This is a genomic window from Anabaena sp. CCY 9613, assembly GCF_963920895.1.
Lineage (GTDB): Bacteria > Cyanobacteriota > Cyanobacteriia > Cyanobacteriales > Nostocaceae > Cyanocohniella.
Genome location: NZ_CAWUDE010000026.1, coordinates 1 through 24,216 on the forward strand (window position 1 = coordinate 1; position 24,216 = coordinate 24,216).

General features: G+C 39.4%; 24 protein-coding genes and 3 pseudogenes. 19 read left to right on the forward strand and 8 right to left on the reverse strand.

Annotated elements, in window-relative coordinates; genetic code table 11:
* Positions 1–642 precede the first annotated feature (642 nt).
* From ACM0OT_RS22000 to ACM0OT_RS22015, 4 genes are all read left to right on the forward strand, one after another.
* Positions 643–1,239, forward strand: coding sequence for a CBS domain-containing protein (locus ACM0OT_RS22000; RefSeq protein WP_414566522.1), 597 nt, complete (start codon positions 643–645; stop codon positions 1,237–1,239).
* A 132-nt stretch (positions 1,240–1,371) separates the two neighbouring features.
* Positions 1,372–1,839: an ankyrin repeat domain-containing protein gene (locus ACM0OT_RS22005; RefSeq protein WP_414566523.1), complete on the forward strand. Its 468-nt coding sequence runs from the start codon at positions 1,372–1,374 to the stop codon at positions 1,837–1,839.
* The gene (locus ACM0OT_RS22010) at positions 1,823–3,109 is read left to right on the forward strand and encodes a nitroreductase family protein (RefSeq protein WP_414566524.1); all 1,287 of its coding nucleotides are present in this window, start codon (positions 1,823–1,825) and stop codon (positions 3,107–3,109) included. The genes ACM0OT_RS22005 and ACM0OT_RS22010 overlap by 17 nt, the downstream gene beginning before the upstream one ends.
* Positions 3,110–3,127: 18 nt before the next feature.
* Complete coding sequence (locus tag ACM0OT_RS22015) at positions 3,128–3,505, forward strand: hypothetical protein (protein WP_414545125.1); 378 nt, start codon at positions 3,128–3,130, stop codon at positions 3,503–3,505.
* A gap of 10 nt (positions 3,506–3,515) precedes the next feature.
* On the opposite strand, the gene ACM0OT_RS22020 is transcribed toward ACM0OT_RS22015, so the two are convergent.
* Positions 3,516–3,989, reverse strand: a complete 474-nt coding sequence (locus ACM0OT_RS22020) for a hydrogenase maturation protease (protein WP_414566525.1) — start codon at positions 3,987–3,989, stop codon at positions 3,516–3,518.
* A 68-nt stretch (positions 3,990–4,057) separates the two neighbouring features.
* On the reverse strand, positions 4,058–4,480 hold the full coding sequence (locus ACM0OT_RS22025) for a hypothetical protein (RefSeq protein ID WP_414566526.1): 423 nt from the start codon (positions 4,478–4,480) through the stop codon (positions 4,058–4,060).
* A 576-nt stretch (positions 4,481–5,056) separates the two neighbouring features.
* On the opposite strand from ACM0OT_RS22025, the gene ACM0OT_RS22030 reads away from it, so the two are divergent.
* The 4 genes from ACM0OT_RS22030 (at position 5,057) to ACM0OT_RS22045 (ending at position 6,566) form a co-directional block, all read left to right on the forward strand.
* Positions 5,057–5,287: an addiction module protein gene (locus ACM0OT_RS22030; RefSeq protein WP_414566527.1), complete on the forward strand. Its 231-nt coding sequence runs from the start codon at positions 5,057–5,059 to the stop codon at positions 5,285–5,287.
* Positions 5,284–5,574, forward strand: coding sequence for a type II toxin-antitoxin system RelE/ParE family toxin (locus tag ACM0OT_RS22035; RefSeq protein ID WP_414545118.1), 291 nt, complete (start codon positions 5,284–5,286; stop codon positions 5,572–5,574). Before ACM0OT_RS22030 ends, ACM0OT_RS22035 begins: the two co-directional genes overlap by 4 nt.
* A complete protein-coding gene (locus tag ACM0OT_RS22040) occupies positions 5,556–5,687 on the forward strand; it encodes a hypothetical protein (RefSeq protein WP_414566528.1) in 132 nt (43 codons plus the stop codon). Before ACM0OT_RS22035 ends, ACM0OT_RS22040 begins: the two co-directional genes overlap by 19 nt.
* Before the next feature lie 309 nt (positions 5,688–5,996).
* On the forward strand, positions 5,997–6,566 hold the full coding sequence (locus tag ACM0OT_RS22045) for a hypothetical protein (protein WP_414566529.1): 570 nt from the start codon (positions 5,997–5,999) through the stop codon (positions 6,564–6,566).
* A gap of 86 nt (positions 6,567–6,652) precedes the next feature.
* On the opposite strand, the pseudogene ACM0OT_RS22050 reads toward ACM0OT_RS22045, so the two are convergent.
* Positions 6,653–7,753 (reverse strand): annotated as a pseudogene (locus tag ACM0OT_RS22050) (nickel-dependent hydrogenase large subunit); the annotation flags it as partial.
* A 116-nt stretch (positions 7,754–7,869) separates the two neighbouring features.
* Here ACM0OT_RS22050 and ACM0OT_RS22055 point away from each other — a divergent pair.
* The 3 genes from ACM0OT_RS22055 to ACM0OT_RS22065 all read left to right on the forward strand — a co-directional run bounded on the left by ACM0OT_RS22055 (position 7,870) and on the right by ACM0OT_RS22065 (position 11,404).
* Positions 7,870–9,360 carry a site-specific integrase gene (locus ACM0OT_RS22055; RefSeq protein WP_414566530.1) on the forward strand — a complete coding sequence of 497 codons (1,491 nt, stop codon included), beginning with the start codon at positions 7,870–7,872 and terminating at the stop codon, positions 9,358–9,360.
* A 189-nt stretch (positions 9,361–9,549) separates the two neighbouring features.
* A complete protein-coding gene (locus ACM0OT_RS22060) occupies positions 9,550–9,897 on the forward strand; it encodes a hypothetical protein (protein WP_196508799.1) in 348 nt (115 codons plus the stop codon).
* 88 nt (positions 9,898–9,985) lie between these two features.
* On the forward strand, positions 9,986–11,404 hold the full coding sequence (locus tag ACM0OT_RS22065; protein ID WP_414566531.1) for a hypothetical protein: 1,419 nt from the start codon (positions 9,986–9,988) through the stop codon (positions 11,402–11,404).
* 338 nt (positions 11,405–11,742) lie between these two features.
* Here the strand turns inward: ACM0OT_RS22065 and ACM0OT_RS22070 are convergent.
* Positions 11,743–11,841: pseudogene (locus ACM0OT_RS22070) on the reverse strand (DUF433 domain-containing protein); the annotation flags it as partial.
* A 138-nt stretch (positions 11,842–11,979) separates the two neighbouring features.
* On the opposite strand from ACM0OT_RS22070, the gene ACM0OT_RS22075 reads away from it, so the two are divergent.
* Positions 11,980–12,897, forward strand: a complete 918-nt coding sequence (locus ACM0OT_RS22075) for a hypothetical protein (protein WP_414566532.1) — start codon at positions 11,980–11,982, stop codon at positions 12,895–12,897.
* A 65-nt stretch (positions 12,898–12,962) separates the two neighbouring features.
* The gene (locus tag ACM0OT_RS22080; protein WP_414566533.1) at positions 12,963–13,277 is read left to right on the forward strand and encodes a hypothetical protein; all 315 of its coding nucleotides are present in this window, start codon (positions 12,963–12,965) and stop codon (positions 13,275–13,277) included.
* Between the two features lie 230 nt (positions 13,278–13,507).
* On the opposite strand, the gene ACM0OT_RS22085 is transcribed toward ACM0OT_RS22080, so the two are convergent.
* Positions 13,508–15,058, reverse strand: a complete 1,551-nt coding sequence (locus ACM0OT_RS22085) for an AAA family ATPase (RefSeq protein ID WP_414566534.1) — start codon at positions 15,056–15,058, stop codon at positions 13,508–13,510.
* Positions 15,059–15,447: 389 nt separating this feature from the next.
* Here ACM0OT_RS22085 and ACM0OT_RS22090 point away from each other — a divergent pair, with 389 nt between their 5' ends.
* Positions 15,448–16,401, forward strand: coding sequence for a hypothetical protein (locus ACM0OT_RS22090; protein ID WP_414566535.1), 954 nt, complete (start codon positions 15,448–15,450; stop codon positions 16,399–16,401).
* A 38-nt stretch (positions 16,402–16,439) separates the two neighbouring features.
* Here ACM0OT_RS22090 and ACM0OT_RS22095 read toward each other — a convergent pair whose 3' ends face one another.
* From ACM0OT_RS22095 to ACM0OT_RS22105, 3 genes and pseudogenes are all read right to left on the reverse strand, one after another.
* Positions 16,440–17,996, reverse strand: coding sequence for an AAA-like domain-containing protein (locus ACM0OT_RS22095; RefSeq protein WP_414566536.1), 1,557 nt, complete (start codon positions 17,994–17,996; stop codon positions 16,440–16,442).
* 235 nt (positions 17,997–18,231) lie between these two features.
* Positions 18,232–18,744: pseudogene (locus tag ACM0OT_RS22100) on the reverse strand (nickel-dependent hydrogenase large subunit); the annotation flags it as partial.
* Between the two features lie 91 nt (positions 18,745–18,835).
* Positions 18,836–19,798, reverse strand: coding sequence for a hydrogenase (locus ACM0OT_RS22105; RefSeq protein ID WP_414566537.1), 963 nt, complete (start codon positions 19,796–19,798; stop codon positions 18,836–18,838).
* A 639-nt stretch (positions 19,799–20,437) separates the two neighbouring features.
* Here ACM0OT_RS22105 and ACM0OT_RS22110 point away from each other — a divergent pair.
* The 5 genes from ACM0OT_RS22110 (at position 20,438) to ACM0OT_RS22130 (ending at position 24,169) form a co-directional block, all read left to right on the forward strand.
* Positions 20,438–21,421, forward strand: a complete 984-nt coding sequence (locus tag ACM0OT_RS22110; protein WP_414566538.1) for a hypothetical protein — start codon at positions 20,438–20,440, stop codon at positions 21,419–21,421.
* 16 nt (positions 21,422–21,437) lie between these two features.
* A complete protein-coding gene (locus ACM0OT_RS22115) occupies positions 21,438–21,704 on the forward strand; it encodes a hypothetical protein (protein WP_414566539.1) in 267 nt (88 codons plus the stop codon).
* An 8-nt stretch (positions 21,705–21,712) separates the two neighbouring features.
* Complete coding sequence (locus ACM0OT_RS22120; RefSeq protein ID WP_414566540.1) at positions 21,713–21,937, forward strand: hypothetical protein; 225 nt, start codon at positions 21,713–21,715, stop codon at positions 21,935–21,937.
* Between the two features lie 133 nt (positions 21,938–22,070).
* The gene (locus ACM0OT_RS22125) at positions 22,071–22,910 is read left to right on the forward strand and encodes a NifU family protein (protein ID WP_414566541.1); all 840 of its coding nucleotides are present in this window, start codon (positions 22,071–22,073) and stop codon (positions 22,908–22,910) included.
* A gap of 77 nt (positions 22,911–22,987) precedes the next feature.
* Positions 22,988–24,169, forward strand: coding sequence for a hypothetical protein (locus tag ACM0OT_RS22130; protein ID WP_414566567.1), 1,182 nt, complete (start codon positions 22,988–22,990; stop codon positions 24,167–24,169).
* The last annotated feature ends 47 nt before the right edge of the window (positions 24,170–24,216 follow it).

Here is a 24,216-nt window from a genome sequence, read left to right on the forward strand (position 1 = left end):
ATTGCGTTCGCGGAGCGTTCCGAAGGAAAGCAATTAGCGGTGAGAGTGTCAATAATTATCACTATCAAACTATTGACAAATTTGCCAAGCTTACTTGATCCTGGCAATAATTGGAAAAATATAGTTTTCATCACCATATTTTAAAAAATAAAATTGTCAATATCACTGCTTTTTTAGAGGGATTTTAGTTTTTTTTAACTATGTCTCTGGGTATCTTTATAAATGATTCATAATTTAAACTTATCAGAGTGATAATATATAAGTAAGCTAAATTGTTGCTAGTGAACCTAAACTTCAGCAAAAGCGATTACAGGGTAATCTCAGACATTCCTCCCTTAATTCTGGTTCAGTTTCTCATGGGCAGAAATTAAAATAGCTTCAAGTGAAAATCAAGGGAAATTGTGTAAATCTTCTGCCAGAATTAACCAGATTTATTCAAGAATAATTGCCGTGCTGTTTTCCAAGGGTGTCTAATTTCCTTAAGCGCTTTTTCCAGCGGCGAATCTAATTCCTCACAATTCAACTTGAATTTGAGTCAGGCGCATTATGCGTTTCGCGCAGACTAAGCAAATGCAGTTTGGGAATAATTGCAGCAGTTTAGAACTAATTGCCCTACTTGCAAAAATTTAAGGAGCAAGAGTTATGAGAGCTAAACAAATTATGACTCAAGATGTAGCTACTATTCGTGGTGCCGCCACTGTAGCAGAAGCAGTCAAACTATTAAGGCTCAAAGAATTGCGGGCGTTAATTGTAGAACCTCGTAACAGTGGTGATGCTTACGGTATTGTTACCGAAATGGATATTGTAAGTAAAGTCGTTGCTTATGGAAAAGACCCCCAACAGGTGCGTGTCTACGATATTATGAGTAAACCTTGCATTGTGGTCAATCCTGATCTTGATGTGGAATATGTGGCGCGATTATTTGCTGATACGGGTGTATGGCGGGCGCCGGTGATTCAAGGTGAACTGCTTGGCATTATTTCTGTAACTGATATTCTCACCAAGAGTGACTTTGTACAAAAACCAAAGTTAACATTCTTGCGAAAAGAACTCTTAAAAGCGATCTCCAATGCTCGTTCAATTTCTGCTAACTATGGTGTGGATTCTAAAAGAGCAGTTGAAGCTTGGGATTTAGTCGATGAACTCGAAGCCGAAGCAGGTTTTTATGGCGCACCAACACCTGAAAAATCAGCCAGAGAGATATTCTCTGAGCAGCGAGAAACTGTAGCTATTAGCTAGTGGAAGGAATAAATTAATTGTGAGTTATTCGTAACTCTAAGCATAGTATTTTCATGGCTTTTTGTTGAGGAATGGTGGGGAATACCTGCCATTCCCTTTGCTGAGTAAATTTAGGATGTTCAAGGAATCGTTATGAATCAAGTCAAAAAGCAAAGATTGAGTGAAATAACTTGTCAATGGCTAATTGCTAAAGGCTACAATCCAGTAGATTTAAATCAGCCAGGAGAAAATGGTGATACAGCTTTGATGAAAGCGACCAGAGAAGGTGTCTATGCTGTTGTTAAAGATTTAATTGATATTGGTGTAAATATCAACACTAGAAATAACGATGGAAATAATGCTTTATGGTTTGCTTGTTTTGGCAACCATTACGAATTAATTAATTTACTCCTGGCTGCCAAAATTAATATTAACAACCAAAATGATAACGGTGCAACTGTTTTAATGTATGCAGCCTCAGCAGGAAAGACAGGAGTGGCAAAGTTACTTTTGCAACATAAACCTAATTTGGAATTGCAAAATTTAGACGATTATAAAGCAATAGATTTTGCGAGTAATGTAGAAGTTTTAAGGTTACTCAAAGATGCTAGAAAGAGATAAATCAGGGAAGGCTTATCATCATGAAACTAAGCATTCCTACTTGTCTGTACAAATTGATCCAAATTATGTAGATGCATCAACTCAACCAGTTGCATTTAAAGTTTATCCCCAGTTTTATCGGCGGGTGCAATTAAATCTCAATAATCCTGTGCATTCGTTTATTTGGTTAACTAGTGCTGTTACTTTTGAGAAAGTATATAAAGGTATCCCTGATAAACTCCGGGTAAATCCGTCAGCAGGCGCGCTATATCCCACAGAGGTTTATGTACAGATTCGAGGAATGTCGGGAATAGTAGATGGTATATATCATCTAGAAGTTGAGAATAATTGTCTAACGCTGATTTATGAATTAATTGATGATGGCTTAGAGAGTTATATTATACCGAGCAAAAGTATTAAGGGATGCATTTTTTTAATTAGTTGTGTTTATTATAGGTCTAGTTGGAAATATCAAGACAGAAGCCTGAGATATTGCTTTTTAGATAGCGGACACCATTTAGGTGCTGTTGCTGCATCAGCTTATCTTCATAGCAAAGATATACAATTAGTTTTTGACTTTGATAAACTTGCCCTTAATCAAATTTTAGGTTTTGAGAATAAAGAGTTTATCACTGCTGCTGTAATCTCAGGTGAAGTGCAAGAAAAGGAAGTTAGACGCTTAAGGCTGAAGGTTCCTTTTGTCTGTGGTACAGATTATTTTGAAGCTAATCAATTCATTGAAGATGGCTATCAAGTAACAGCTGTGCAGAGGAATAAACTACAGCCGCTAGCACAGCCACAGTTTAACTTTGACAAGGATGAATTTCAGCAAACTGTGTGGAATCGACGTTCAATTAGACGTTTCCGGAAACAGTGGATTTCTCAAGAAGATTATTTATATATCTTGCAGCAACTTGAGCAGCCAATACCGACAGAAAATTTTGAGAACATTGAAATTTTCTCTGTTGTGCATCGGGTAGAGGGGATGTCACCTGGATTATATAAAGGTATGCATCGGCTTAAGTCTGGGAATTTCTCAGAAAAGACAGGTTACTTATGCGTGAATCAGGCTATAGCAAGAGATTGTGCTGTAACTTTCTTTTTTGTATCTGACTATATAAATTATCAAACCGCCATGCAATTAGCTGGCTTTTTAGGGCAAAAAATTTATTTAGTTAGCAATTATCGGAACATTGATTGTAGTGGAATTGGTGCTTACTACGATGATGAAACTCAAGAATTTTTAGAAACTACTAAAGATGTTCTCTATGGAATGGCAATTGGAAAATAAATAGGATCAGACACAGAGATGGCTAATAATCAGTTTTACTTTGATAATGAAGATTCCCATCCGATGCAGCCGACATCGGCGGATATTATTTTGCGACAACAGCTAGAGTATTCTATTAGTAAATACTTTTACGAAGGCTGCGATCGCACGATTCAAAATCTTCTCTCTAATTGTCGCTGGTATGTTACAACCCGTGCTAATGCCATGACATTAGTGATTGAATGTCCTGATCAAGTTACTAACTGGCGGGTTTTGCAACAAATTGTACCAATGGGGACATTGCTGTACTCAATTATCAGCAGTGCTAAAATCCGGGTTTGTCCTCCTGATAGTCAAGGTATACCTTTTGAAATGAGGGTAGATGAACTTTCTGTTTATCGTGATTGGGCAGGATGAGGAGATAATATTAAGCTGCTAAATATTGGCTGATGAGTTTGGTTAGTTCTGCCAAAACTAAATCGGCAGATTGTTTGACTATGGAAGTTAATTCTAGTCCTAAATCCAGATTTGCAGCTTCAATTAGGTAAACTGTTACGTCTTGAGGAAAGTCATTTTGAAAGATTTTCCGTCCGGCTGCTAAAGCATTATCCCAGCGAAAATCATGCAAGTTATAACTAGATTCTGGTAAAGCTTCGAGTTCTTTTCCTGGGACTTTAAATACAGCACCAGGTTCAGAACCTGTGGAACTTGCATCAATAATTACTAATTGTTTGCTACCTCTAGCTTGAAACATTACCTCCATCCCGGCTGTACCACAGTCATACACTCGGACATCAGGATGGGGATTTTCGGCTAGATATTTTTGTAGGCGTTGGGCAATAATCACGCCTACCGCGTCGTCACTACGATTAAGATTTCCGCAACCGATGATAGTTAGCATGGGATGAGTTAGAGGCCTCAACTGATAAAACAGCCAAAACCTCTGGAAAATAAGTGATGAACAAGAAACTAGAACGTTACACCATATTTACTAGCAATTTCCGTGAATTTTTCACATTGCTGTTGTGATGCGAGAGCTATGATCATTTCCGCTTGTTCTGGAGTATTGCCATCTTTAGGGATTAAATACTTGACATAAAGCGCTATAAAATCGGCGACAACTGCCAAACCAGATAAACCATGTTTGTCAGCTTCCTTCCCGGCGATCGCAGCTACTAAACCTGCTTTAATTGGGTCTGGTTTAACTTTCATAAACTGGTCAACAAGCTTAGGAATATATTCCGCTGGTGGCAAGTTATTTAACTTATTTTGCTCTGGAGTAAAGTTACATTCTGCTGCTTTTGCCTGCTCTAAAACGCACCATTCTATAAACTCTTGTAGTGCTGCTTCAGGAAGACGGGGAAGATATTTATGTAGCGCTATATCAGACACAAGCTTACCGTGTAAATTTCTGTTTTGATGAAGTGCATCAAAGCTAGACTAACGCATTATTTCTATTAATTTTAGTGTGTTACGCTACGACTAGGAAAGAAATAGTTAGCTAATAAATTGACAAAATAGCGCGGGAAAAATGAAATATTTAAAGTTACATGTATCCCCCAAATGAAGTACGGGGCTTTACACATCAATCTTTGTAAATATCACACTCTTCTACGTAATAACTGGAGTTGTGACTTGCCAAATCCTGAGATTTTTTCTACAAATAGCCAAGTATTTTCCGCAAAGCGATCGCCTCTGGTACTGGGCTGATTTTTTAGACTCCTATGAAGAAGGATTTCTCATCTTTTTTGAGCGATTATTTGTCCTATTTCCTGAGGTTCTGATATATTTATAGTTCTCACAGCTATGGATAGAGCTATACTTACGCTGATTATTAGGTGCGATCGCCTCTTCATTCATCCTTGATTACACGCTGCGATCGCAATTGCCGTAAACATAAAAAGTCTGCTAAGTTTCATTTGCCGTCATGTTAGACTTTAAGCAAACCTCAGCTTCTTGCCACAAGCTATGCGGTCAATCGAGCAGCTAACAGAAGAAATTTTATCCTTGCCTAGTGCATCGAGGGTGCTTTTGGCAGAAAAAATCATTGAAAGTTTGGAATTGGATATAGATCCCGCCATTCAAGCAGCTTGGACTAGTGAAGCCAAGAGGCGGCGAGATGAGATTAGAAGTAATTCAATACAACCCATATCAGGGGATGAGGCTTTAGCTCAAGTCAGGCGAATAATTGAGCAATGAAGTATGTGTTTCATCCTGAAGCCCTGAATGAATATACAGAAGCTGTTCAATATTATGCACAACAACGTGCTGAGATAGCACAAGCATTTATTAATGCTGTTGAGAATGCAGTTTATCAGATCAGAGAGTCACCTAATCGTTGGAACTTAGTTGATGAAGACGTTCGGCGATGTTTGACACGGAAGTTTCCGTATGGAATCCTTTATACAATTGAACAAGACTATATTCTGATTTTGGCAGTCATGCACTGTAGTCGAGAGCCAGGATATTGGAAAAATCGTCAATAATTAGTTGGTTTAGATATTTACTGGCAAATGCGATCGCCTGTGGTGGTTTTTTAAGCGATCGCTTTTCATTCATGCTTGATTACACGCTGCGATCGCAATTGCAGCCAAGATAAAAATTCTGCTAACTCAACCAATATTTCTGCTTCCCGTCGTTCTACAGTAACTCAAATAGCTTGTGATAGTTTTTGTGTGCATTGGCTACAGTAGAAGTCAGCTCATGTCGCTAAAAACGTACTAATTTATACTAGCAGCAATTATTCCTTATGGGACTTTGATAGAAAATTATCCTAATTAATTAGTAGTAAAGCTCTCATAAACCTTACTTTTATCTAAGAGTATATTCGTAGAGACAATGTAATATGAGTTTTTTATAATCGTGAGTGTAAATATCTCATTCAAAATCAATAACCACCATTGAGTTTATGAATAAAACAAGTTGGTTTCCTAGTTGGCTACCTTGTCCCCTGTCATGGATGATGGCTATAAGGTTAGCAATACCAGCCTACTTTGGTGCAACTGTAGTTTTTGGATTTGAATTCTGGCGCTACTCTTTAGTCGGAAGTTTCTTAGCTATTACAGATATCGATAGTTCAATTTTCTTTCTTATTGTTTCTGTTATTGCATTATTATTAGGTCTTATTTGGTTTTTAATTTTGGCGGGAATATATAGACTTTTACTTAAGATTATGTGGTCAAATCCACCGCAATGGCTGAAATTGCCAAAATTTCGCTTATTGGTTATTCGGGATTTTGGAATACTTGTGTTATCAATTTTGCCAATTGTTGGGATTTTTGCAATCCATATTTTATTGATTACTAATTTGCAATATACATATAATAATTTAAGAACACCCAGACTAACTTATGATATTTTACTACTCAGATTTTGGTGGATTTGGTTAATTTCTGCTGCTCATTTCTACCAAGTTTTTATGAATAAATTGCTAGTCATCAAAAATATGAAACTGTTTATCAAACGCACTTCTAAATAAAGATACTTGATCAGCTAATGACTACCTAGATAATAACTAGCCATTAGCTAACCTTAGCGTACCTTTGCGTTTAAACTCCCCCTCAACTACGCAGTGCGAAAACGCGCCAACTCCTCGCCTGTCTTCGCATCATGGGCGTGAACAGTACACACCAAACAAGAATCAAACGATCGCGCGACGTGACCAACTTCTACCGGGTCTGTAGAATCCTCAATAGGTGTTCCTATCAAAGCTTCTTCAATGGGGCCGCGTTTACCCTCACCATCACGGGGGCCAATATTCCAAGTACCAGGGGCAATCACTTGGTAATTTTTAATCTTACCGCCTTCTATATTTACCCAGTGACATAACGCACCCCGCGCAGCTTCCGTTGCACCCCAACCCTGACCGTCTTTTTCTGTAGGTTTAATATACCAGGGGTCGTTTAATTTGAACTCGCGTAGGCAATGTTCGGCTTGGCGATATAACTTGACAAGTTCGTGAACTCGTGCTAACTGACGGACATGAGTGTTAGCACCACCCATCTTTTTGAACACATCTAGAATAAACCCATCATGGTGTTGCCAAGACTCGCCATGATTACCACCCGCCACTAATTGACGCGCTAAGGGGCCAGCCTCTAAGCGCCCAAAGTCTTTGTGCAGGACAGCACTTGCCCAAGAATAGGCATTATCAAAGTCCTTGCTGTTATTTGCTGTGGGTTTAGTAGTGCGATCGCTTGGGTGAATATCTGCTGTTCCCTCATCGTACCAAGAACGAGTTGTATTCTCGCGGATCAAGGACTGATCAATTAAAGTATGAGTGTCGCTGAAGCTGTCGTACACGCCACCTTTCATAATCGTGGCAGCATTGCGCCCTTCAATTGTAGGCTTTTGGTATTTATCTTCATGGGCTAAATATCCCCAAGTCACATATTTACCCACACCAGCGCCATATCTATCCAGACCGATATCTAAACCCATGCGCCAATATAAACCCAAATCCGATTCACGATGCTTGCGGTCTTCATCCAACCATGACATGAAATCATCGTAGCTTTGGATTTGTTCGTAACGTTCCAAAGAACAACCCAACCACACTGGTTCTAACCAATTAGTGCGGAAGTATTCCAGAATCGCCCAAGCGCGGGTAATATCTGTCAAAGTGGGGGCGCACATCACTCCACCAGGCACCATATAACTGCTGTGGCAACTAGTGCAATCCTCATAATGTTACTGAAGAACTTGTTTTATAAAGCTTTTCTGCTATGCGATAACATTTTATTTTCACCAGTTTAGTTTATAAATAAGGGAATATTTAGGGAATGAGCGGACAAAATCAAAATCAGGGTAATTGTGAGGGGACTTATGCCACATCTACAGATGAATATGCAAACGCAGACTCAACCGACTTATTCGCCGATATTTTTGCAGATTTTGAGCCGCAGAACACCACAGACGGCAGCTATAGGGGAACAATGGCGAAAATTAAAGCGACGGAATTACAGTATCAAGCAGTTTTTGAGCAAAAGTTAGTCGAAGCTAATACTAATTTAAAAAGGGAGAGAATAAGAGTTAGCATTAAACAAACTGGCAATTCTCTCCAGTTACGAGCTACCCTACCGTTAAAACCAGGCGATAAAGCTCCGCTTCGCCGAGGCGATCGCAACTTAGGTAAAGAGAAAAAGCAGTATGATTTGTCTCTGGGGATACCTGCAAATTTAGAGGGACTGAAAACTGCAATTGAAGAAAGTTACGAGTTGGGTAAATTAATCGCTCGTCATACTTTCCAGTGGAATGAGAAATATTTAGGAATTAAATCTAGAGAAAAGCAAGAAATAAAAACCATTGGAGAATTATTAGATACATTTGACGACAAATATTATCAAACCCGTCAGAGAACTATAACTAGTCAAAATACTTTTGCTAACTATATATCTGTAATTAAAAGAAACTTGACTCTCACTCATTTAGCCACAAAAGATAATTTTGAGGAAATTATTAATTCATTTCAAGGTAATAAAAAAAATGAATTAATTGCTGTAACTTCTGTTTTCATAAAAACATTTAATTTAGGATTTAAACTCGATGTCACACGAGATAATGTCACCCCAGCCCATAGAGAAATTCCTGAAGATGATCAGATAATATCTTCTTTTGACCTATTTGAAAAATTCGCCCTCAACCGCAAAAATACAAATATTAGTGATGAAATCGACACTTGGGAAATGTGGCGTTGGGTATATGGAATGTTGGCGACTTTTGGTTTAAGACCAAGGGAATTATTTGTAAAACCCGATATTAATTGGTGGATGTCTTCCCAAAATATTGACCATACTTGGAAAGTGAATAAAAATACCAAAACTGGATATCGAGAAGTTATCCCCTTTGTACCTGAATGGATAGAATTATTTGATTTACATAATCCCAAACCATTAAAAATTTTAGAACAAAAGGTGGCAAAAATTGCATCTGTGCAAAATATTAATTGGATGCGGAGAGATATATCCAGATGGTTTAGAAAGGTGGGAATTGAGTTTCAACCCTACGATTTGCGTCATGCTTGCGCGATTCGAGCGCATCTTCAGGGAATACCGATTAAAGCCGCAGCAGATAATTTAGGTCATACTGTTGATGAACATACAAAAACCTATCAAAGATGGTTTGGTATTGAAAACCGTAAGAAAGCCTTTGGTGAGGTAATTAGTCAAAAGTCATTAATTGAATTGCAGAAAAATGAAATATTGGCGCTCAGGATAGAGAATGAAAGGTTAAAGTTGGAAGCTGAAAAGTTGAAATTCTCGGAAAATATCTAAAAATCCAGAGGACTGCAAACAGCTTTACCACCACAGTTAAGAACGTGGGTATCAATCATAGTGGTTTTGACATGGTGAAGGGTGTTTTTGTAGATTATCGGGGTGTGGAGAAAAGCCATTTTAAGGTTATCTGTAGGTGTATGTGCTATAAATTGGTAAAGATTCAGAATTAATGAGGTCACTATCAAGATGGAATTATCTGTACTAGCTTTACAAGCGGTAAACATTTCGCTGTGGGCGATCGACAAAGTTTCAGGCGGTGCTTTGGAAAAAGCTGGGGCAGATGTTTTAGGCTTCTTAGCAAAAAGATTTCAAGGCAAACTCCAAATCGATAAGTCTGAGTCAAAACTCTTAGAAGCCGCAATTCTCAGTGAAGCCGAATGGGACAGTAAGTTTCAAGAGGATCTCGAAAGGTTAGTAACTCATTATCAACAAATTCAAAATTCTTCCCATGTTTCTCAAAGTACTGAATCAGGGGTCAACATCAATGTTGATAAGAATCCAGGAACAGTCGTAGGGCAGCAATTTTTTCGTTAACCAGTTTTTTGATCTCAAAAGTTCCGATTTAGAATCTAATAGGAATCTACTGAAGAAGCTCTTTAATTACATTAAGGTAGCTGCATTTTTGCTATGTTCAGTTTTATTTTGGATTTTATTTGGCTGGTTAGCTGACTATTCATTCCCATTTGGTCAATCATTAGAACTATTTCTTTCGTGTTTCACGGGTACTGTTGCAGCGAAGATCAATAGTTTACAGCAGCAATTACAGAGAACAGATGTAATTTCTCAGCCCGACAATGCACAGCAAGTTCAAAAGCTGAATAAACTTGAGTCTCAAGTATGGTTGTATAAAGGTGTATTAGAACGCCTTGGTACAGACCCTTCTGCAAATCATGAAAAAATCGCTAAGACGCTTGAAGCATTGGAGTATAAAAGAAGCGAAATCCTACAAGAACTTGAGCCTCGAAGACCTCGAAGTTATCGTGTTTTAGTAGAAATACAGGATTCTGTTCGTAATTTTCTGGCTAGTCAAGCAGAGAAAGATTATGAGCAAATTCAGAAGGTTGTGACTAATCTGATTCTTTTTATTAGAAGCAGGCAACCGTCGCAAATTATCCTTTCTGAAGCAATTACGAAATTAGCTTCGGAAATAGCACAAAGTAGTAATCAAATCAGTCCTTATCGTCTTCGTCTTGCTTATAGAATCGATGAATTATTAAAAGTTTTATCAGCAAAATTAGTTTTAAATTCTAATAACCCTATGACTAACGGGAATTATCAATCGCTTGTTAATGAGCTACATTCCCGCATTAATCTCTTGTCTCAAGAATTTAACAATTTACTTAGAGTTAAGCAAGAAGATAAAAATGAATTAAATAGACGTACAAAAGAGATTTTAAACCTCACAAAAAATATTTCTGATCTTCATAAAGATATATCAAACCGTGATGCAGATATAGCCGCTTTGCGAAGCAATATTCAAAATATTACGGAATCAGTTCAAGAAAAACAAATCCAGATAAATGATCTCCAAAATTCAATTCGCAACTTGAAAAAAGACATTCAAAAATCAGCCGATTTTAATCATAAGAAGCAAGATCAGATTGATCAATTAGAGAACCAAATATCTCAGTTAAATCAGAAAAAATCAAGCTTGCAAAAAAGAATTGAAGATATCTCTACTTATGCTCAAAACAAAGAATCCGAAGTTGAGAATTTGCAGAATGAAATATCTCAACTCAATTCTCAAAAGCTAGAACTACAGAGACAAAATCAAGTTTTATACCAACATTATCAGCATCAGCAAGGTGAAATATCTAGCCTAAATCAGAGGCTAGAAGAGCTTTCTAGCGCTAACACAGTGATATCTAAAAAATCTACACCACAACCAACTACCAGGACAACTGCAACTCAAGAAAAAATTTCAGAAGCAGAATATCAAAGAATTACTAATCAAAATGAGTATGAATATGTAAGTGGTTATCCTAACAGTCGAAGCGGAAAATGGGTAGCTCCATACTATAGGCGCAAAAGAAATCGTTAGAGCAAAGCCTATCAGCCCAACAATCCCAGTTGGTTGCTTTGCTGATCTACCGGCGGGTGAATGGGGTCGTTAAACATCTTTGAGAAAAGCGATCGCTCAATATCCAAATAAATCAATACTTCTATACATAAGCTGACCTGTAATTATTTAAACTTAGATATTGTTATTTGCGTATTTATATTGACAAAAAGCCCGCTTTATACTTCAATACAAAGAAAATAATTATACTTAACTACTTGCCTTGTACTTTCTTAACTGCGATCGCTGCGATCGCCGATCCTGTAGGGTGCGTTAATGCAATGTAACGCACCTTATTACGTTTTCATCAAACAGTAATTTCATGCTGATAATGGATAAATCATAAGCCGACGTTTACGGTCAGCCGCATAAGCAATACAAGCTTTTAAATCTTCTCGCGTTAGATCGGGAAAATCATCAGGGAATACCAATTAAAACAGCAGATGGTTTCTTGGTCTGCTGAGTTAAATGCGTTCCTCGTGATCGCTGAGTTAAATGATTTGAGCAACTTGCTAAACTAGGATGAGTCGGTGATTTTAGGCAGTAACGAAATAGAAATGACAAACAAGGCGACCTCAAACCAGCAGAAATTAGTCGTAAAGCTTGAAGAAAACGCAATGGATTCTCTTGTACATGGTGTAGAGCATCATCTTTACGGTAAGAGAAATACAGATTGGAAATATGTAATTCTGCACATTTTTCATGCCGTTGAACTCTTTCTGAAAGCGAGGCTGGCGAAACACGATGAGACATTAATCTATCGAAAAAGTGGTAACACAGTAGGCTCTGATGAGGCGATCGATCTTTTAGTTAAAGAAGCCAAACTACTACTGTTCCAGTATGCAGAACTACAGGAATCGGGAAAATACAAGCTAGGTGGAGCATTAGATGCTTTGCGAAAAGCCAGAAATTCAATTGAACATAAAGAAGTTGCTCTCAATCCAGATGAAGTTAAAGATTTTTTAGCTGCTGCTTTTGTTTTCCTGGATAGCTTTGTGTCTAAAGAATTAGGCTTAAGTCTCAAAGCTGAACTAGATAAGCTTGATGAAGCTCGTGAAGACGAACTTTCTGAAAATGGAATAGAGATTGATGATCTAGAAAGTCAAAGCACTTATCGAACTCTGTCAATGGCTTATTTGTTCTACATTCAGCACATGAGGACGGAAGGCATACCAATTTCAGACCCAAAAGAAAAATGGATTGATTATCACTATTTCACTTGTGAAATGTGTGAAGAGGAAGCAATAGCTGTTCCAGATCCGACAGCAAATCACCCTAGAGTGGCTCACTGTTTTAACTGCATAGCTCAATATACCGTGCATTACTGCCTCAAATGTGGTGAGCCATACGTTTCCTTTCTACAAGAGTGGGAAAAAGAGATGAATCTTTCTAGCTATCCTGATTGGGTAAATTCAGTAGATAATGAAGCTGATTCGTTCTGTGAACTTTGCAGCGATTGGATTGATGATCAATAACTTGGTTGTTGCCAGCCAGCTAACAAGTCATTGTGAAGTGAAGATAACCTGGAGGATGATCAATCATGAATCTCAATGAGTTGCCGGGATCTGAGATAATCTTGCCTGGACTCAGTGATCTTCACAGAGGCGAGTCCAATACAATTGGAGCATTGTTAGCTGCGATCGCGTCAACACGCTTAACTGAAGCCGGTTTAGATATCCCTAAAGATCACTTAGCGCCAGAGCCAGAGTTAACTTTATATGCCCTTCTCCAAGATCAACGAGACGATGCTTACGTTTACTATAATGCTTTGCTTAATCAACTAAATAGCTTTTGTAATGCACTCGAACTAAGTTATAAATATCAGCCGTCTAACTTCACCGTTAAACATCTTTGAGAAAAACGCTCACTATCCAAATAAATCAATACTTCTATACTCAATCTCAATCGTAACTATTTTAACTGTTATATTGCTATTTACGTATTTATATTGAGAAAAAGCCGGGTTTATATTCCAATGGTAATAAAATAATTATACTTAACCACTTGCCTTGTACTTCCCCTGATTGCGATAAGCGAAGCTTTACCCCAAAGGCGTATCGCCAACCTACTCCTACATCTGCATACTCACGCCCGAATTACAGTAATCCGACGCTGATTTTCCGTTAGCACAACCTGAGTTGATAAACGTTCTTCCATTGGGAGGGCATTTTTACGCCTATCAAACACAAATAACCAACCAAAATCCAACCCCAAACGCCCTAAATAGGATTCTAACTGCTCAATACCCTCAGTTTGGGGGTCGCGCTTTTTCTCCCGCCATACCTTTAACTCAATACCTAACGTCACACCTTTGTAACGCAGACATAAATCCATTCTGTCACTACCAATTGCATATTCCCTCTCTAAAATGCCACCACCATTAACCACACGATGCAAAAACGCCATTAATACAATGTGGGGGGCAATTTCATGATAGCCAGTGCTACCTAATAACGGTTCCCCATGCTGTCGCCAAAACTTGAGAAATGCTGCAAGTAACGCATCTATATTTAACTCCCCTTCCGGGGTTAACCAAGTTGGTGCAATCCTTGGTAGAGAAGCCATTGGTGTCACCGTTAACACCCTGGGTAAAACTTCCCGATAAATGGGATTAGCAATAGTTAATCCACCTTGGGGGTGCATTTTACACAAACCCAAATCAATCACAAATTGAATATCATCGTTGGGTATATCCCCCAATTCTAAACCTGCTAACATTGGTTCAATAATCGCTTTTATCCTTGGTTCTCGTAAGCGTTCAGCTAAACTATCAAGATGAGTATCTTGACGGGCAATTAATATTTCTTTTGCCTGTAAAATATGTTCTTTAGTAATAGCAATACTTCTGTCTTTAACCATTTTTTCCACAACTTCTTTAGCAAGGGCATTTACTAACCAAGGTTGTCCTTGGGTTAAATCAAAGGCTGTTGCTGTGGCTTCTGGTGTGAAAATTTGTCCGGTTTCTTCTGTATGTTGTTGATATAGTTCTGCAACTTCCTCGGCATGAAAATTTCTCAGGGTAATGGAAGTGACTTTAATATTAAAAGGACTAGATGTATTTAACCTATCACTACCACCAGATGCTACTTTATAATCTCGCACATCTCTTAAACCAATTAATCCCACCGATGAGGGAAAATTTTCTGGACGACTGCGATAACCTTCACGTAACTGTCGTAAAACTGAAATTAGTGTTTGGTCTTGTAGGGAATCAATTTCATCTATAAATAATACTAACGGACGATTTATAGCTCGTGACCAAGCTCTTAAATTTTCGCCAATTCTCTGCCCAGGCGCATTATAAACCCAATTTGGGGGTTGTAGTTCTGGGGGTAAGTTATCCTCAATTGTATTTTGCCAAGTTCCCAAAATTGCTAATTCTGCTGCACTGGGGTCATGATTAAATGCACTTCCTACCTCTACCGATACCATTACTGCTGCATAACGTCCTGTATCGGTAAGTTGCTGTGCTAGGGCTAACATTGCTGTAGTTTTCCCTGTTTGTCGTGGTGCATGAACGACAAAATAACTTTCTTGTTCAATCAGCAGTGACAAGTCAGGGAGACGACTTGTGGCTGAGATGGTATAGTGCTTTTCAGGGTTACAAGGGCCTGCAATATTAAACCAGCGAGACATGGGATTTTGGCAGTTGGCGGATACTTTGAGTTTAGACGATTTTAAGGTTGGGGATGGCAGGAAGAACTAATTAGGGATTTTTGTTTGTTTAAACATCGGGTAGATGTACCGAATCATTCCTTCTATTACTCGGAAAAAGATAATAGCCAGAAATTTGATTGCCATTCACTCAGATTTAGGTATTTGTCTGTAAATTTTCTGTATAATTTGTGGATATTGACGATATCCATAAAAGTTCTTAATATTATGACTAAATTAGCTGTAATGCTTCATTTGAATGGATTGATTTGGTGTGATAGACGGAATCTTTCCGTCTAAATAATATAGTTGACCGCTTAGGCTATAGGTGGTGGTTGTTTTAAGATTAACTGTTAGTCCCTGAAATTGGATTGTTTGTAGCAACGACTATCCGGTGTAGTGGAAAAGCAAAAATACTGATACCAGATACAGGTGAAGTCCTTGAAGTCAGTGGCGACGACTTGGAATGGGAAATTGGTGATGACGCTGAAGAAAGATCGATGGGTGCGGAAGTTCATTATTATTCATCCGTTTATTTAGAAAGTGAGCAAGGAAATTGTGTTGAGGTTGAGTGGGATGTTTGGGAGTACCCGATTGGATCTATCCAGAGTACAGAGGTTGAAGTAAAAGGCGGAGAATTACTCCAAGATTTTGATGATATTTGGTCAACCAGCCTTGATGAGGACTATGATCCCTACGAAGATCAGCTAGATGCAATTCTTTCTAACACTGAGTTTTATCGTACTTTTTCTGATGAGATTGCCAGTCTTCGAGTTCTAAATAGCCTTGCTATTGATGATTTAAATGCACAGAAAATGCTAAAAAGGCAAATTCATATTGGCACGATAGCTTGCCTTGAGACTTATTTATCTGACGCATTCATAAATACTGTTTTGTCAAAGAAATCGTATCTTAGATCTTTTTTTGCTTCGTTTAAGGACTTTAAGGAACAAAAGCTAGGAATGAATGAGCTATTAGAACGTGCTGATCAAGCCGAGGAAATAGCAAAAAAAGCAATGCTAGGGGTGATTTATCATAACCTTGCCAAAGTTAAAAAAATGTATGAATCGACTCTAGCTATTTCATTTCCAGACTTTTCGGAAGTTCAAAGTGATATAGGAATTAGACATGATTTAGTGCATAGAAATGGCAAAACAAAAAAAGGTAAAGAAATCGATATTGATACGGCAAAAGTTAATGAAGCTATTGTTAGGGTGGTAAATCTTGTTGACCAAATTGATCGAGAGTTGAAAGCAAAGGAGCAATCTAATGAAAAAACTCATGAAGAAGAGGCAGACTTTTTGACAGACATAGAAGATTTCTGAAATATGAAAATTCACCTAGCTGCTTCCTAGCAAAATACTCAAGCCCGAATCACAGTAATCCTGCGTTGATTTTGTGTCAACACAACCTGAGTTGATAAACGTTCCTCCATTGGGAGGGCATTTTTACGCCTATCAAACACAAATAACCAACCAAAATCCAACCCCAAACGCCCTAAATAGGATTCTAACTGCTCAATACCCTCAGTTTGGGGGTCGCGCTTTTTCTCCCGCCATACCTTTAACTCAATACCTAACGTCACACCTTTGTAACGCAGACATAAATCCATTCTGTCACTACCAATTGCATATTCCCTCTCTAAAATGCCACCACCATTAACCACACGATGCAAAAACGCCATTAATACAATGTGGGGGGCAATTTCATGATAGCCAGTGCTACCTAATAACGGTTCCCCATGCTGTCGCCAAAACTTGAGAAATGCTGCAAGTAACGCATCTATATTTAACTCCCCTTCCGGGGTTAACCAAGTTGGTGCAATCCTTGGTAGAGAAGCCATTGGTGTCACCGTTAACACCCTGGGTAAAACTTCCCGATAAATGGGATTAGCAATAGTTAATCCACCTTGGGGGTGCATTTTACACAAACCCAAATCAATCACAAATTGAATATCATCGTTGGGTATATCCCCCAATTCTAAACCTGCTAACATTGGTTCAATAATCGCTTTTATCCTTGGTTCTCGTAAGCGTTCAGCTAAACTATCAAGATGAGTATCTTGACGGGCAATTAATATTTCTTTTGCCTGTAAAATGTGTTCTTTAGTAATAGCAATACTTCTATCTTTAACCATTTTTTCCACAACTTCTTTAGCAAGGGCATTCACTAACCAAGGTTGTCCTTGAGTTAAATCAAAGGCTGTTGCTGTGGCTTCTGGTGTGAAAATTTGTCCTGTTGCTGCTGTGTGTTGTTGATATAGTTCTGCAACTTCTTCGGCGTTGAAATTTCTCAGGGTAATGGAAGTGACTTTAATATTAAAAGGACTGGATGTATTTAATCTGTCACTACCACCGGATGCTACTTTATAATCTCGCACATCCCTTAAACCAATTAATCCTACAGATGAGGGAAAATTTTCTGGACGATTAGGAAAACCATCTCTTAACTGTCGTAAAATTGAAATTAGTGTTTGGTCTTGTAAAGAATCAATTTCATCAATAAATACTACCAAAGGTCGAGGTAAAGCTTTTGCCCAACCTTGCAAAAAAGCCTTAATTCTGTTTCCTGGTTCTTCCTTTTGCCATTGCTTAACAGGTGGTTGCAATTCATTAGATAAGCGGATAGAAATCGTATCATACCAAGTTCCCAAAATCGCCAATTCTGCCGCACCTGGGTCATGATTAAATGCACTTCCCACCTCTACCGATACCATTACTGCTGCATAGCGTCCTGTATCGGTAAGTTGCTGTGCTAGGGCTAACATTGCCGTGGTTTTCCCCGTTTGTCGCGGTGCATGAAGGACAAAATAGCTTTCTTGTTCAATCAGCATTGATAAGTCAGAGAGACGATTTGTGGCTGAGAGGGTGTAGTGCTTTTCAGGGTTACATGGACCTGCGATATTGAACCAGCGAGGCATGGGATTTTGGCAGTTGGCGGACACTTTGAGTTTAGACGATTTTAGGGTTGGGGGCGGTAATGTAGGGAAGAATTAGGTAATGTCTGAGAAAACCAAATAAATAACTTTTAGCAGAGAAAAATCAATAGATTGGCTGCTAGATACCATCTCAGAATCGCCTGATTTAAGGAAAAATCAGGGAATCATTGCACCTATCCTTACAAATCCTGGCTATATAAGCACTTCCGCAATTTATCACCATATAACTGCTGTGAGGCCATTGTCCGCCCAACAGTGCATAAATTTCTACTGGTTTAGCGGAAATAGTCACACCGATTTCGTAAGATGTGCCAGTGTAAGCCGCAAACCTGCGACAAGCCTCTTCATAAAAACGACTACTACGGTAATTTTTATTAGTCAAGTCGATAGCAAACAAACCATAAAAATAGCGGGGTATACTTTGGATGGTTTCCACAATTTGACCCAAATTTCTCGCCAAAATCGCATTGCGAGGAACTTGCGTCCCCCAAGCTGTATCTAACGCCCAGGATGCGCTAGTCAGATGGGAACCGCCACAAATACCGCAGATACGCGGCGTCACAATTAAGCCGGCTTGGGGGTCTTTACCGCGTAAGATAATTTCAAATCCCCGAAACAGTTCCGCATGTGTCCAGGCGTTAACTACCCGCCCATCTTCAATATCTACTCGGACATCTAAATCGCCCTCGACTCTACCAACAGGCGAAATATCTAGTGTTTGAATTGTCATTCTCCTCTCCTAATTTGTAAGGGAGTAGGGAATAGGGAGTGGGGAGTAGGGGTTTTTTCTCTAGTCCCTAGCCTCTAGCCCCTAGCCTCTCCTAAACTGTAAAAAAGTCTTCTTCTGCCCAAGGTGGGGCTGTATCTTTGGCGACCATTGTCAGGACGGCGTAATCTTTCTTTTTGACTCCTGGCGGTAATTCTTTGGGAACCCCCATAACTGTTTGGGTTTTAAAGACGGTTCCTGGCTGGAGGTCAAAGAAGGGAAATTCTGGTTCTGTACAACCTAAACAGGGCATCCCCGCGCGGGTTTTGGAGGAAACGCGGTTCCATAAAATGCGGTTGCAGGATGAGTGAGTCATGGGGCCACGACAACCCAAGTCGTAAAACAGACAGCCTTTACGTTGACCAAATTCACCTGTGGATGCTTTATAGGCAAAGTGAACGTTACGGGTACAGCCTGTTTGGGTGTATGTATTGAAGAAAGTTTGAGGACGATGTAGTTCGTCTAGGGCGATATCAGCTATGCGTCCGGTGGCGATCGCCACTAATATCTGCGTAATCCAATCAGGATGGGCGGGACATCCGGGAATATTGATGACAGGTAATCCGGCTTTGGAAACAAAATCTTTGCCTAAAAAACCACCTTCTTGACGCTTGAGAAACTGTAAACCTTGTGATTCGCTGGGGTTGGGTGACATGCCTGGGATTCCGCCCCATGTAGCACAGTCTCCCACGGCAACGATGAAGTTGGCTACTTGGGAAAGGTCAGTTAACCAATCTTTCATCGGGCGATCGGCAAAACGATTCCATTCGCCGGTACCATTGGGGGCATTAACTACACTGCCTTCAAATACCAAAATATCGAGGGGAATTTTGCCCAAGATGCAATCCCATAGGAGTGTTTGTAAGTTGTTGCCTAGTTCCAATCCTAGAGATGGATGCCAAAGTACCTTAATACCAAAATCAGCAATTAAATCGCAGACTGTCGGTTCTTCGGCATTCAGAAAAGACATGGTGTTACCAGAACAAGCACCACCTTGCAGCCATAGTACATTAGTCATTAGCTACATATTTTTTCGATTGTTTACCATGCATGATCTGAGTGATAAAGCTTGTGGAGTATCACCTGTTTATTAGTATTTATTTTTTAATATAAAATGGTTTTTTGGATAATTATCTTTCATTAAATAAAAATTAATTATTCGTGGGGTTCTAGAGACTAGGGGCTAGGGGCTAGTCCATAAAAGAGTTGATGAATACATAAAATGAAAAATAAGTATGTCAAATAAAAAACATTTTTCATGATTTTATGAGCAAAATTGTTAAATTTTTAGAGGAAATAAATTCATCAAAACTTTAAGTATTTAAAGCTGACATTAATATTAGCAATTCCCCCCTAGAATTTTGTCAGTAGATTATCCTATAGTAAAAAAATTGATTCACTCAATGGTAGGGAATAACTATTGGGTATTAGGTACTAGGTATCAGGTATTAAGTATTAGATAAATTTTTCTAGTCTCTAGCCTCTAACCTTTAGCCTCTAGCCCCTAGCCCCCTACTTTCAGGCAACAGAGGGGAACGCCTGAACTACTCACAACCTGCGTAAATCGGTATAGCCCCTGATTAGACGCGATCGCGTGTCTCTATCTTTGGTGGGCGTTGACATTCTCAATTCCCAAATTGGTTAGAGTACGGCAGTTATGACCCCTAGCATTACAGATTCAGCAGTAAAGGCGGCGATCGCAGCTATTGCATCCGAGTCAGCCACGACAGCAGAAAAAATCCAAATGCTGATCGAGATTGCACAAGGTTTTCAAAAGCAGCCGAAAACTGCCCAAGATTTGCGGAATGCGGTTTCTTTGTATTACCGCGCCCATGAGATGTGTGGCGAGGAATATCCTTTGTTAAAAGCCCGCACCCAAGTAGGAATGTCAGGGACTTTACAAGCAATCCCTGATGCGGGGACGGAACTACTACTGCAAGCAAAAGCAGGTTATGAAGAAGCCTTGCCGATTTTACAGGAATTAGCCTCACCGGAAGAAGTGGCAGAGGCACAGATGAATTTTGGATTGGTGTTGCAGTCCTTAGTACCGTTAAATTTGGCACGGATTACAGATAGCATTCAAGCATATAATGAAGCTTTGCGGGTCTTTACCTGGGAAAATTACCCACAAGAATACGCCATTTTATACAACAATATTGCGATCGCCTATCTTTCTATGCCGATGGCATCAGAACGAGAATACTTGCGTCAGGGGTTAGCTGTACAGTCATTTGAAGTTGCATTGAAGCATATTAACCTGATTGATCATCCTAGAGAATATGCAATGCTGCAAAACAACCTGGGTAACGCCTTGCAATACCTAGTGAGTTCCCATCCTCTAGATAATAACTTACGAGCGATCGCAGCTTACGACGAAGCCTTAAAAGTGCGTAACCCCAGAGATACACCTTTAGAGTACGCTAACACAATTTCCAACAAAGCCAACGCCTTATTCAACTTACCCGACAACCCCGAAAAACCCGAAGCAGGTAATCCGCAAAATCTCTTACAAGCGCGTGCTTACTATCAAGAAGCTTGGCAAATTTTCACCCAAAATCAACAAACAGAACAAGCCCAAGCAGTCGCCCAAGCAATACAAGATTTGGAAGAAGAAATGCGGTTAGGGGCTAATAATTACTGAAGGAGAAACATAGATTATGACAGATATTTTCAACAATCCTACCGTGAGAGATTTTCTCACAAGCTTAATAGCTGGCGACTTAAACATAGCTACAGAATTTGCGTGGATAGTCATAGCAACAGCCTTATCTATGGTTGGGGGTGCTATTGGCGGAATGATATTAGGAGGTAAAGATATAGGGTATCAATTTTCCGCAACCCTGGGGGCATTATTTGGCCCAGCAGGTGTGATTCCCGCGATGATTTTAGGTTTTACTGTCTTGAATTTACTACCAAATTATTAGGAGGAACAATGATAGAAATAGGTTGGTTTTCCGCCAAATTATTTTTCAAAGGTAAGCTAATTCGTGACCCTTTAGATTTTGTTGTCAAAATTGCGATCGCATCCAGTATTGGTTCTATCATTCTGCTATTGTTGTCGCAATTTAACTGTCCTTTATGGTCATCAATAGTCACAGCTAGTTTAGCTACAGGTTTAGTAATGCCATTCCTCTTAAAAGACTTCAAAATGAAGTAAGTATGATGTCGTAAATAATTAAAGGTTTGTAGTGAGGACTTTAGTCCTCAAATAAGGGCTAGAGCCACTGACTACGAACTAAATTACAATTATTTTACATTGCTTGACATAGTTGTTTTTTCTAATATAATTAATGACAGAACTTGAAGAATTAGTGCAAGAAATCAATCGCTTTGAAGCAATTATCTCTGAGTGGGATGAAAGCCAAAGGTGTGTGGCTGTGGGGTTAAAAAGGGCGATTGAAGCTTTGCATAAAGAAGCATTGACGCGTTTGATTAAAGACTTAAAACAAGAATCAATGTCAGCATTGCGTCAGGCTGTTGATGATGAAGTTGTGTATGCAGTTCTGCTTTATCATGAATTAGTCAAGCCACCACAACCACCACTGATAGAACGTGTGCAAGCAGCCCTAGCAGAAGTTCGCCCAGGCTTAAAAAGCCATGATGGGGATGTGGAATTTGTAGCAATTAAACCACCAGATACAGTGGAAGTTAAGTTAATTGGCAATTGCAGTAATTGTCCTACTTCAACTTTGACTTTAACTCAAAGTGTGGAACAAGCAATTAAAAATCATTGCCCGGAAATTACTCAGGTGGTTGCAGTAAATCATCCTCCTACTGATGCTGATGTAAATATTCCGTCAACTTCCCAGGCGGCTACTTGGGTAAAAGTGACAACGATTGATCAAATTCCTGAATTTGGGATATTAACAGGTGAAATTGGGAAAAATTCCCTAATTTTATATCGCCAAGGTGGAGAAGTTAACTGTTATGTGAATGCTTGTATTCACCTGGCAACTCCTTTAGATAGAGGCAAGTTAGATAATGGTATCATCACTTGTCTATCACATGGGTTTCAATACAAATTATCCACAGGTGAATGTTTAACTACTCCGGGAATTTCGCTTCAGTCATATCCAGTACAAATTAAAGGTGAAAAGGTGTTTGTAAAATTGCCAAAATATTCAATTTGATGGCAAAACTGCAACCGCTGATACACGCGTCATAACGCCGATGAATTTAAATGGTTATCAGTGTTCATCTGCGGTTAATGGATATTCCCAATAGTATTAATGCTGCGTCACATTCCCATGTTTTAAATTTATCATCTCAGGGTGCAGAGGTGGTTTTAGGTAATATTATTGATCCAGAAATATTAGCGATACCTATAGCACCTAGTCCCATTAATATGTTTGGGCCTCGTGGTGCTTGTTTATTATCTCCAACTGGACCTTTATGGGTATCAGATACAGGACATCATCGCTTATTGGGATGGCAAAATTTACCCACCGCAGATAGTCAACCGGCTGATTGGGTAATTGGACAGCCAGATTTTTACCATGAGGGACAAAATGCTAAGGGTACGCCGGGAAGGGCAAGTTTTAGTGTACCTACGGGGATATGTGCTTGTGGTGCAGGTTTAGCTGTGGCTGATGCTTGGAATCATCGGGTTTTGATTTGGCATAATGTCCCAGTAGATAGTCATGTACCGGCGGATTTGGTATTAGGGCAAGTTAATTTTATTGATAATGAACCAAATCGGGGAAGTCAAGAAGCGGCTGCTAATACTATGCACTGGCCTTATGGGGTTTTCTATCATCAAGGACAGTTATTTGTAGCGGATACTGGTAATCGTCGGGTGTTAATTTGGCAGCAATTACCTACAGAAAATGGTCAACCTGCGGATTTAGTTTTGGGACAACCAAATATGACATCTCGCAATGAAAATGGTGGTGGTTCGGCGACGGCTGCGAGTATGCGTTGGTGTCATCATATTGCTGTGTGGGGCGATGATTTGGTTGTCGCTGATGCTGGTAATAATCGGGTGATGATTTGGGAGGGGATACCAAGAGAAAATAATACTCCTTGTGCGGTGGTATTGGGACAAAAAAACTTTAATTGTGTGGAGATGAATCAGGGGGTTTATTTTCCTCATGCTAGTAGTTTGAGTATGCCTTATGGTGTGGGTGTGGCTGATGATTTGTTGGTGGTGGCTGATACTGCTAATTCTCGGTTGTTAGGATGGAGAAGGCGGGAGTTACTGTTATTAAATGGTGTTGCGGCGGATGTGGTGGTGGGGCAAAGGGATTTTCAAAGTAAGGGTGAAAATCGTGATTTTGGTTTGCCGAAGCGGGATAGTTTGAATTGGTGTTATGGGGTACAGGTTTGTGGTGATACGGCGGTGATTGCTGATTCTGGGAATAATCGGGTTTTGTTGTGGGGAATGAGGTAAGAGTGTTTCACGCAAAGGCGCAAAGGCGCGGAGAAAGGAAGGCAAGA

Coding starts and splice junctions, on each gene's coding strand:
- ACM0OT_RS22000 (WP_414566522.1), top strand. CDS start 643: ATGAGAGCTAAACAAATTATGACTCAAGATGTAGCTACTATTCGTGGT.
- ACM0OT_RS22005 (WP_414566523.1), top strand. CDS start 1,372: ATGAATCAAGTCAAAAAGCAAAGATTGAGTGAAATAACTTGTCAATGG.
- ACM0OT_RS22010 (WP_414566524.1), top strand. CDS start 1,823: ATGCTAGAAAGAGATAAATCAGGGAAGGCTTATCATCATGAAACTAAG.
- ACM0OT_RS22015 (WP_414545125.1), top strand. CDS start 3,128: ATGGCTAATAATCAGTTTTACTTTGATAATGAAGATTCCCATCCGATG.
- ACM0OT_RS22020 (WP_414566525.1), bottom strand. CDS start 3,989: ATGCTAACTATCATCGGTTGCGGAAATCTTAATCGTAGTGACGACGCG.
- ACM0OT_RS22030 (WP_414566527.1), top strand. CDS start 5,057: ATGCGGTCAATCGAGCAGCTAACAGAAGAAATTTTATCCTTGCCTAGT.
- ACM0OT_RS22035 (WP_414545118.1), top strand. CDS start 5,284: ATGAAGTATGTGTTTCATCCTGAAGCCCTGAATGAATATACAGAAGCT.
- ACM0OT_RS22045 (WP_414566529.1), top strand. CDS start 5,997: ATGAATAAAACAAGTTGGTTTCCTAGTTGGCTACCTTGTCCCCTGTCA.
- ACM0OT_RS22055 (WP_414566530.1), top strand. CDS start 7,870: ATGAGCGGACAAAATCAAAATCAGGGTAATTGTGAGGGGACTTATGCC.
- ACM0OT_RS22060 (WP_196508799.1), top strand. CDS start 9,550: ATGGAATTATCTGTACTAGCTTTACAAGCGGTAAACATTTCGCTGTGG.
- ACM0OT_RS22075 (WP_414566532.1), top strand. CDS start 11,980: ATGACAAACAAGGCGACCTCAAACCAGCAGAAATTAGTCGTAAAGCTT.
- ACM0OT_RS22080 (WP_414566533.1), top strand. CDS start 12,963: ATGAATCTCAATGAGTTGCCGGGATCTGAGATAATCTTGCCTGGACTC.
- ACM0OT_RS22085 (WP_414566534.1), bottom strand. CDS start 15,058: ATGTCTCGCTGGTTTAATATTGCAGGCCCTTGTAACCCTGAAAAGCAC.
- ACM0OT_RS22095 (WP_414566536.1), bottom strand. CDS start 17,996: ATGCCTCGCTGGTTCAATATCGCAGGTCCATGTAACCCTGAAAAGCAC.
- ACM0OT_RS22105 (WP_414566537.1), bottom strand. CDS start 19,798: ATGACTAATGTACTATGGCTGCAAGGTGGTGCTTGTTCTGGTAACACC.
- ACM0OT_RS22110 (WP_414566538.1), top strand. CDS start 20,438: ATGACCCCTAGCATTACAGATTCAGCAGTAAAGGCGGCGATCGCAGCT.
- ACM0OT_RS22115 (WP_414566539.1), top strand. CDS start 21,438: ATGACAGATATTTTCAACAATCCTACCGTGAGAGATTTTCTCACAAGC.
- ACM0OT_RS22120 (WP_414566540.1), top strand. CDS start 21,713: ATGATAGAAATAGGTTGGTTTTCCGCCAAATTATTTTTCAAAGGTAAG.
- ACM0OT_RS22125 (WP_414566541.1), top strand. CDS start 22,071: ATGACAGAACTTGAAGAATTAGTGCAAGAAATCAATCGCTTTGAAGCA.
- ACM0OT_RS22130 (WP_414566567.1), top strand. CDS start 22,988: ATGGATATTCCCAATAGTATTAATGCTGCGTCACATTCCCATGTTTTA.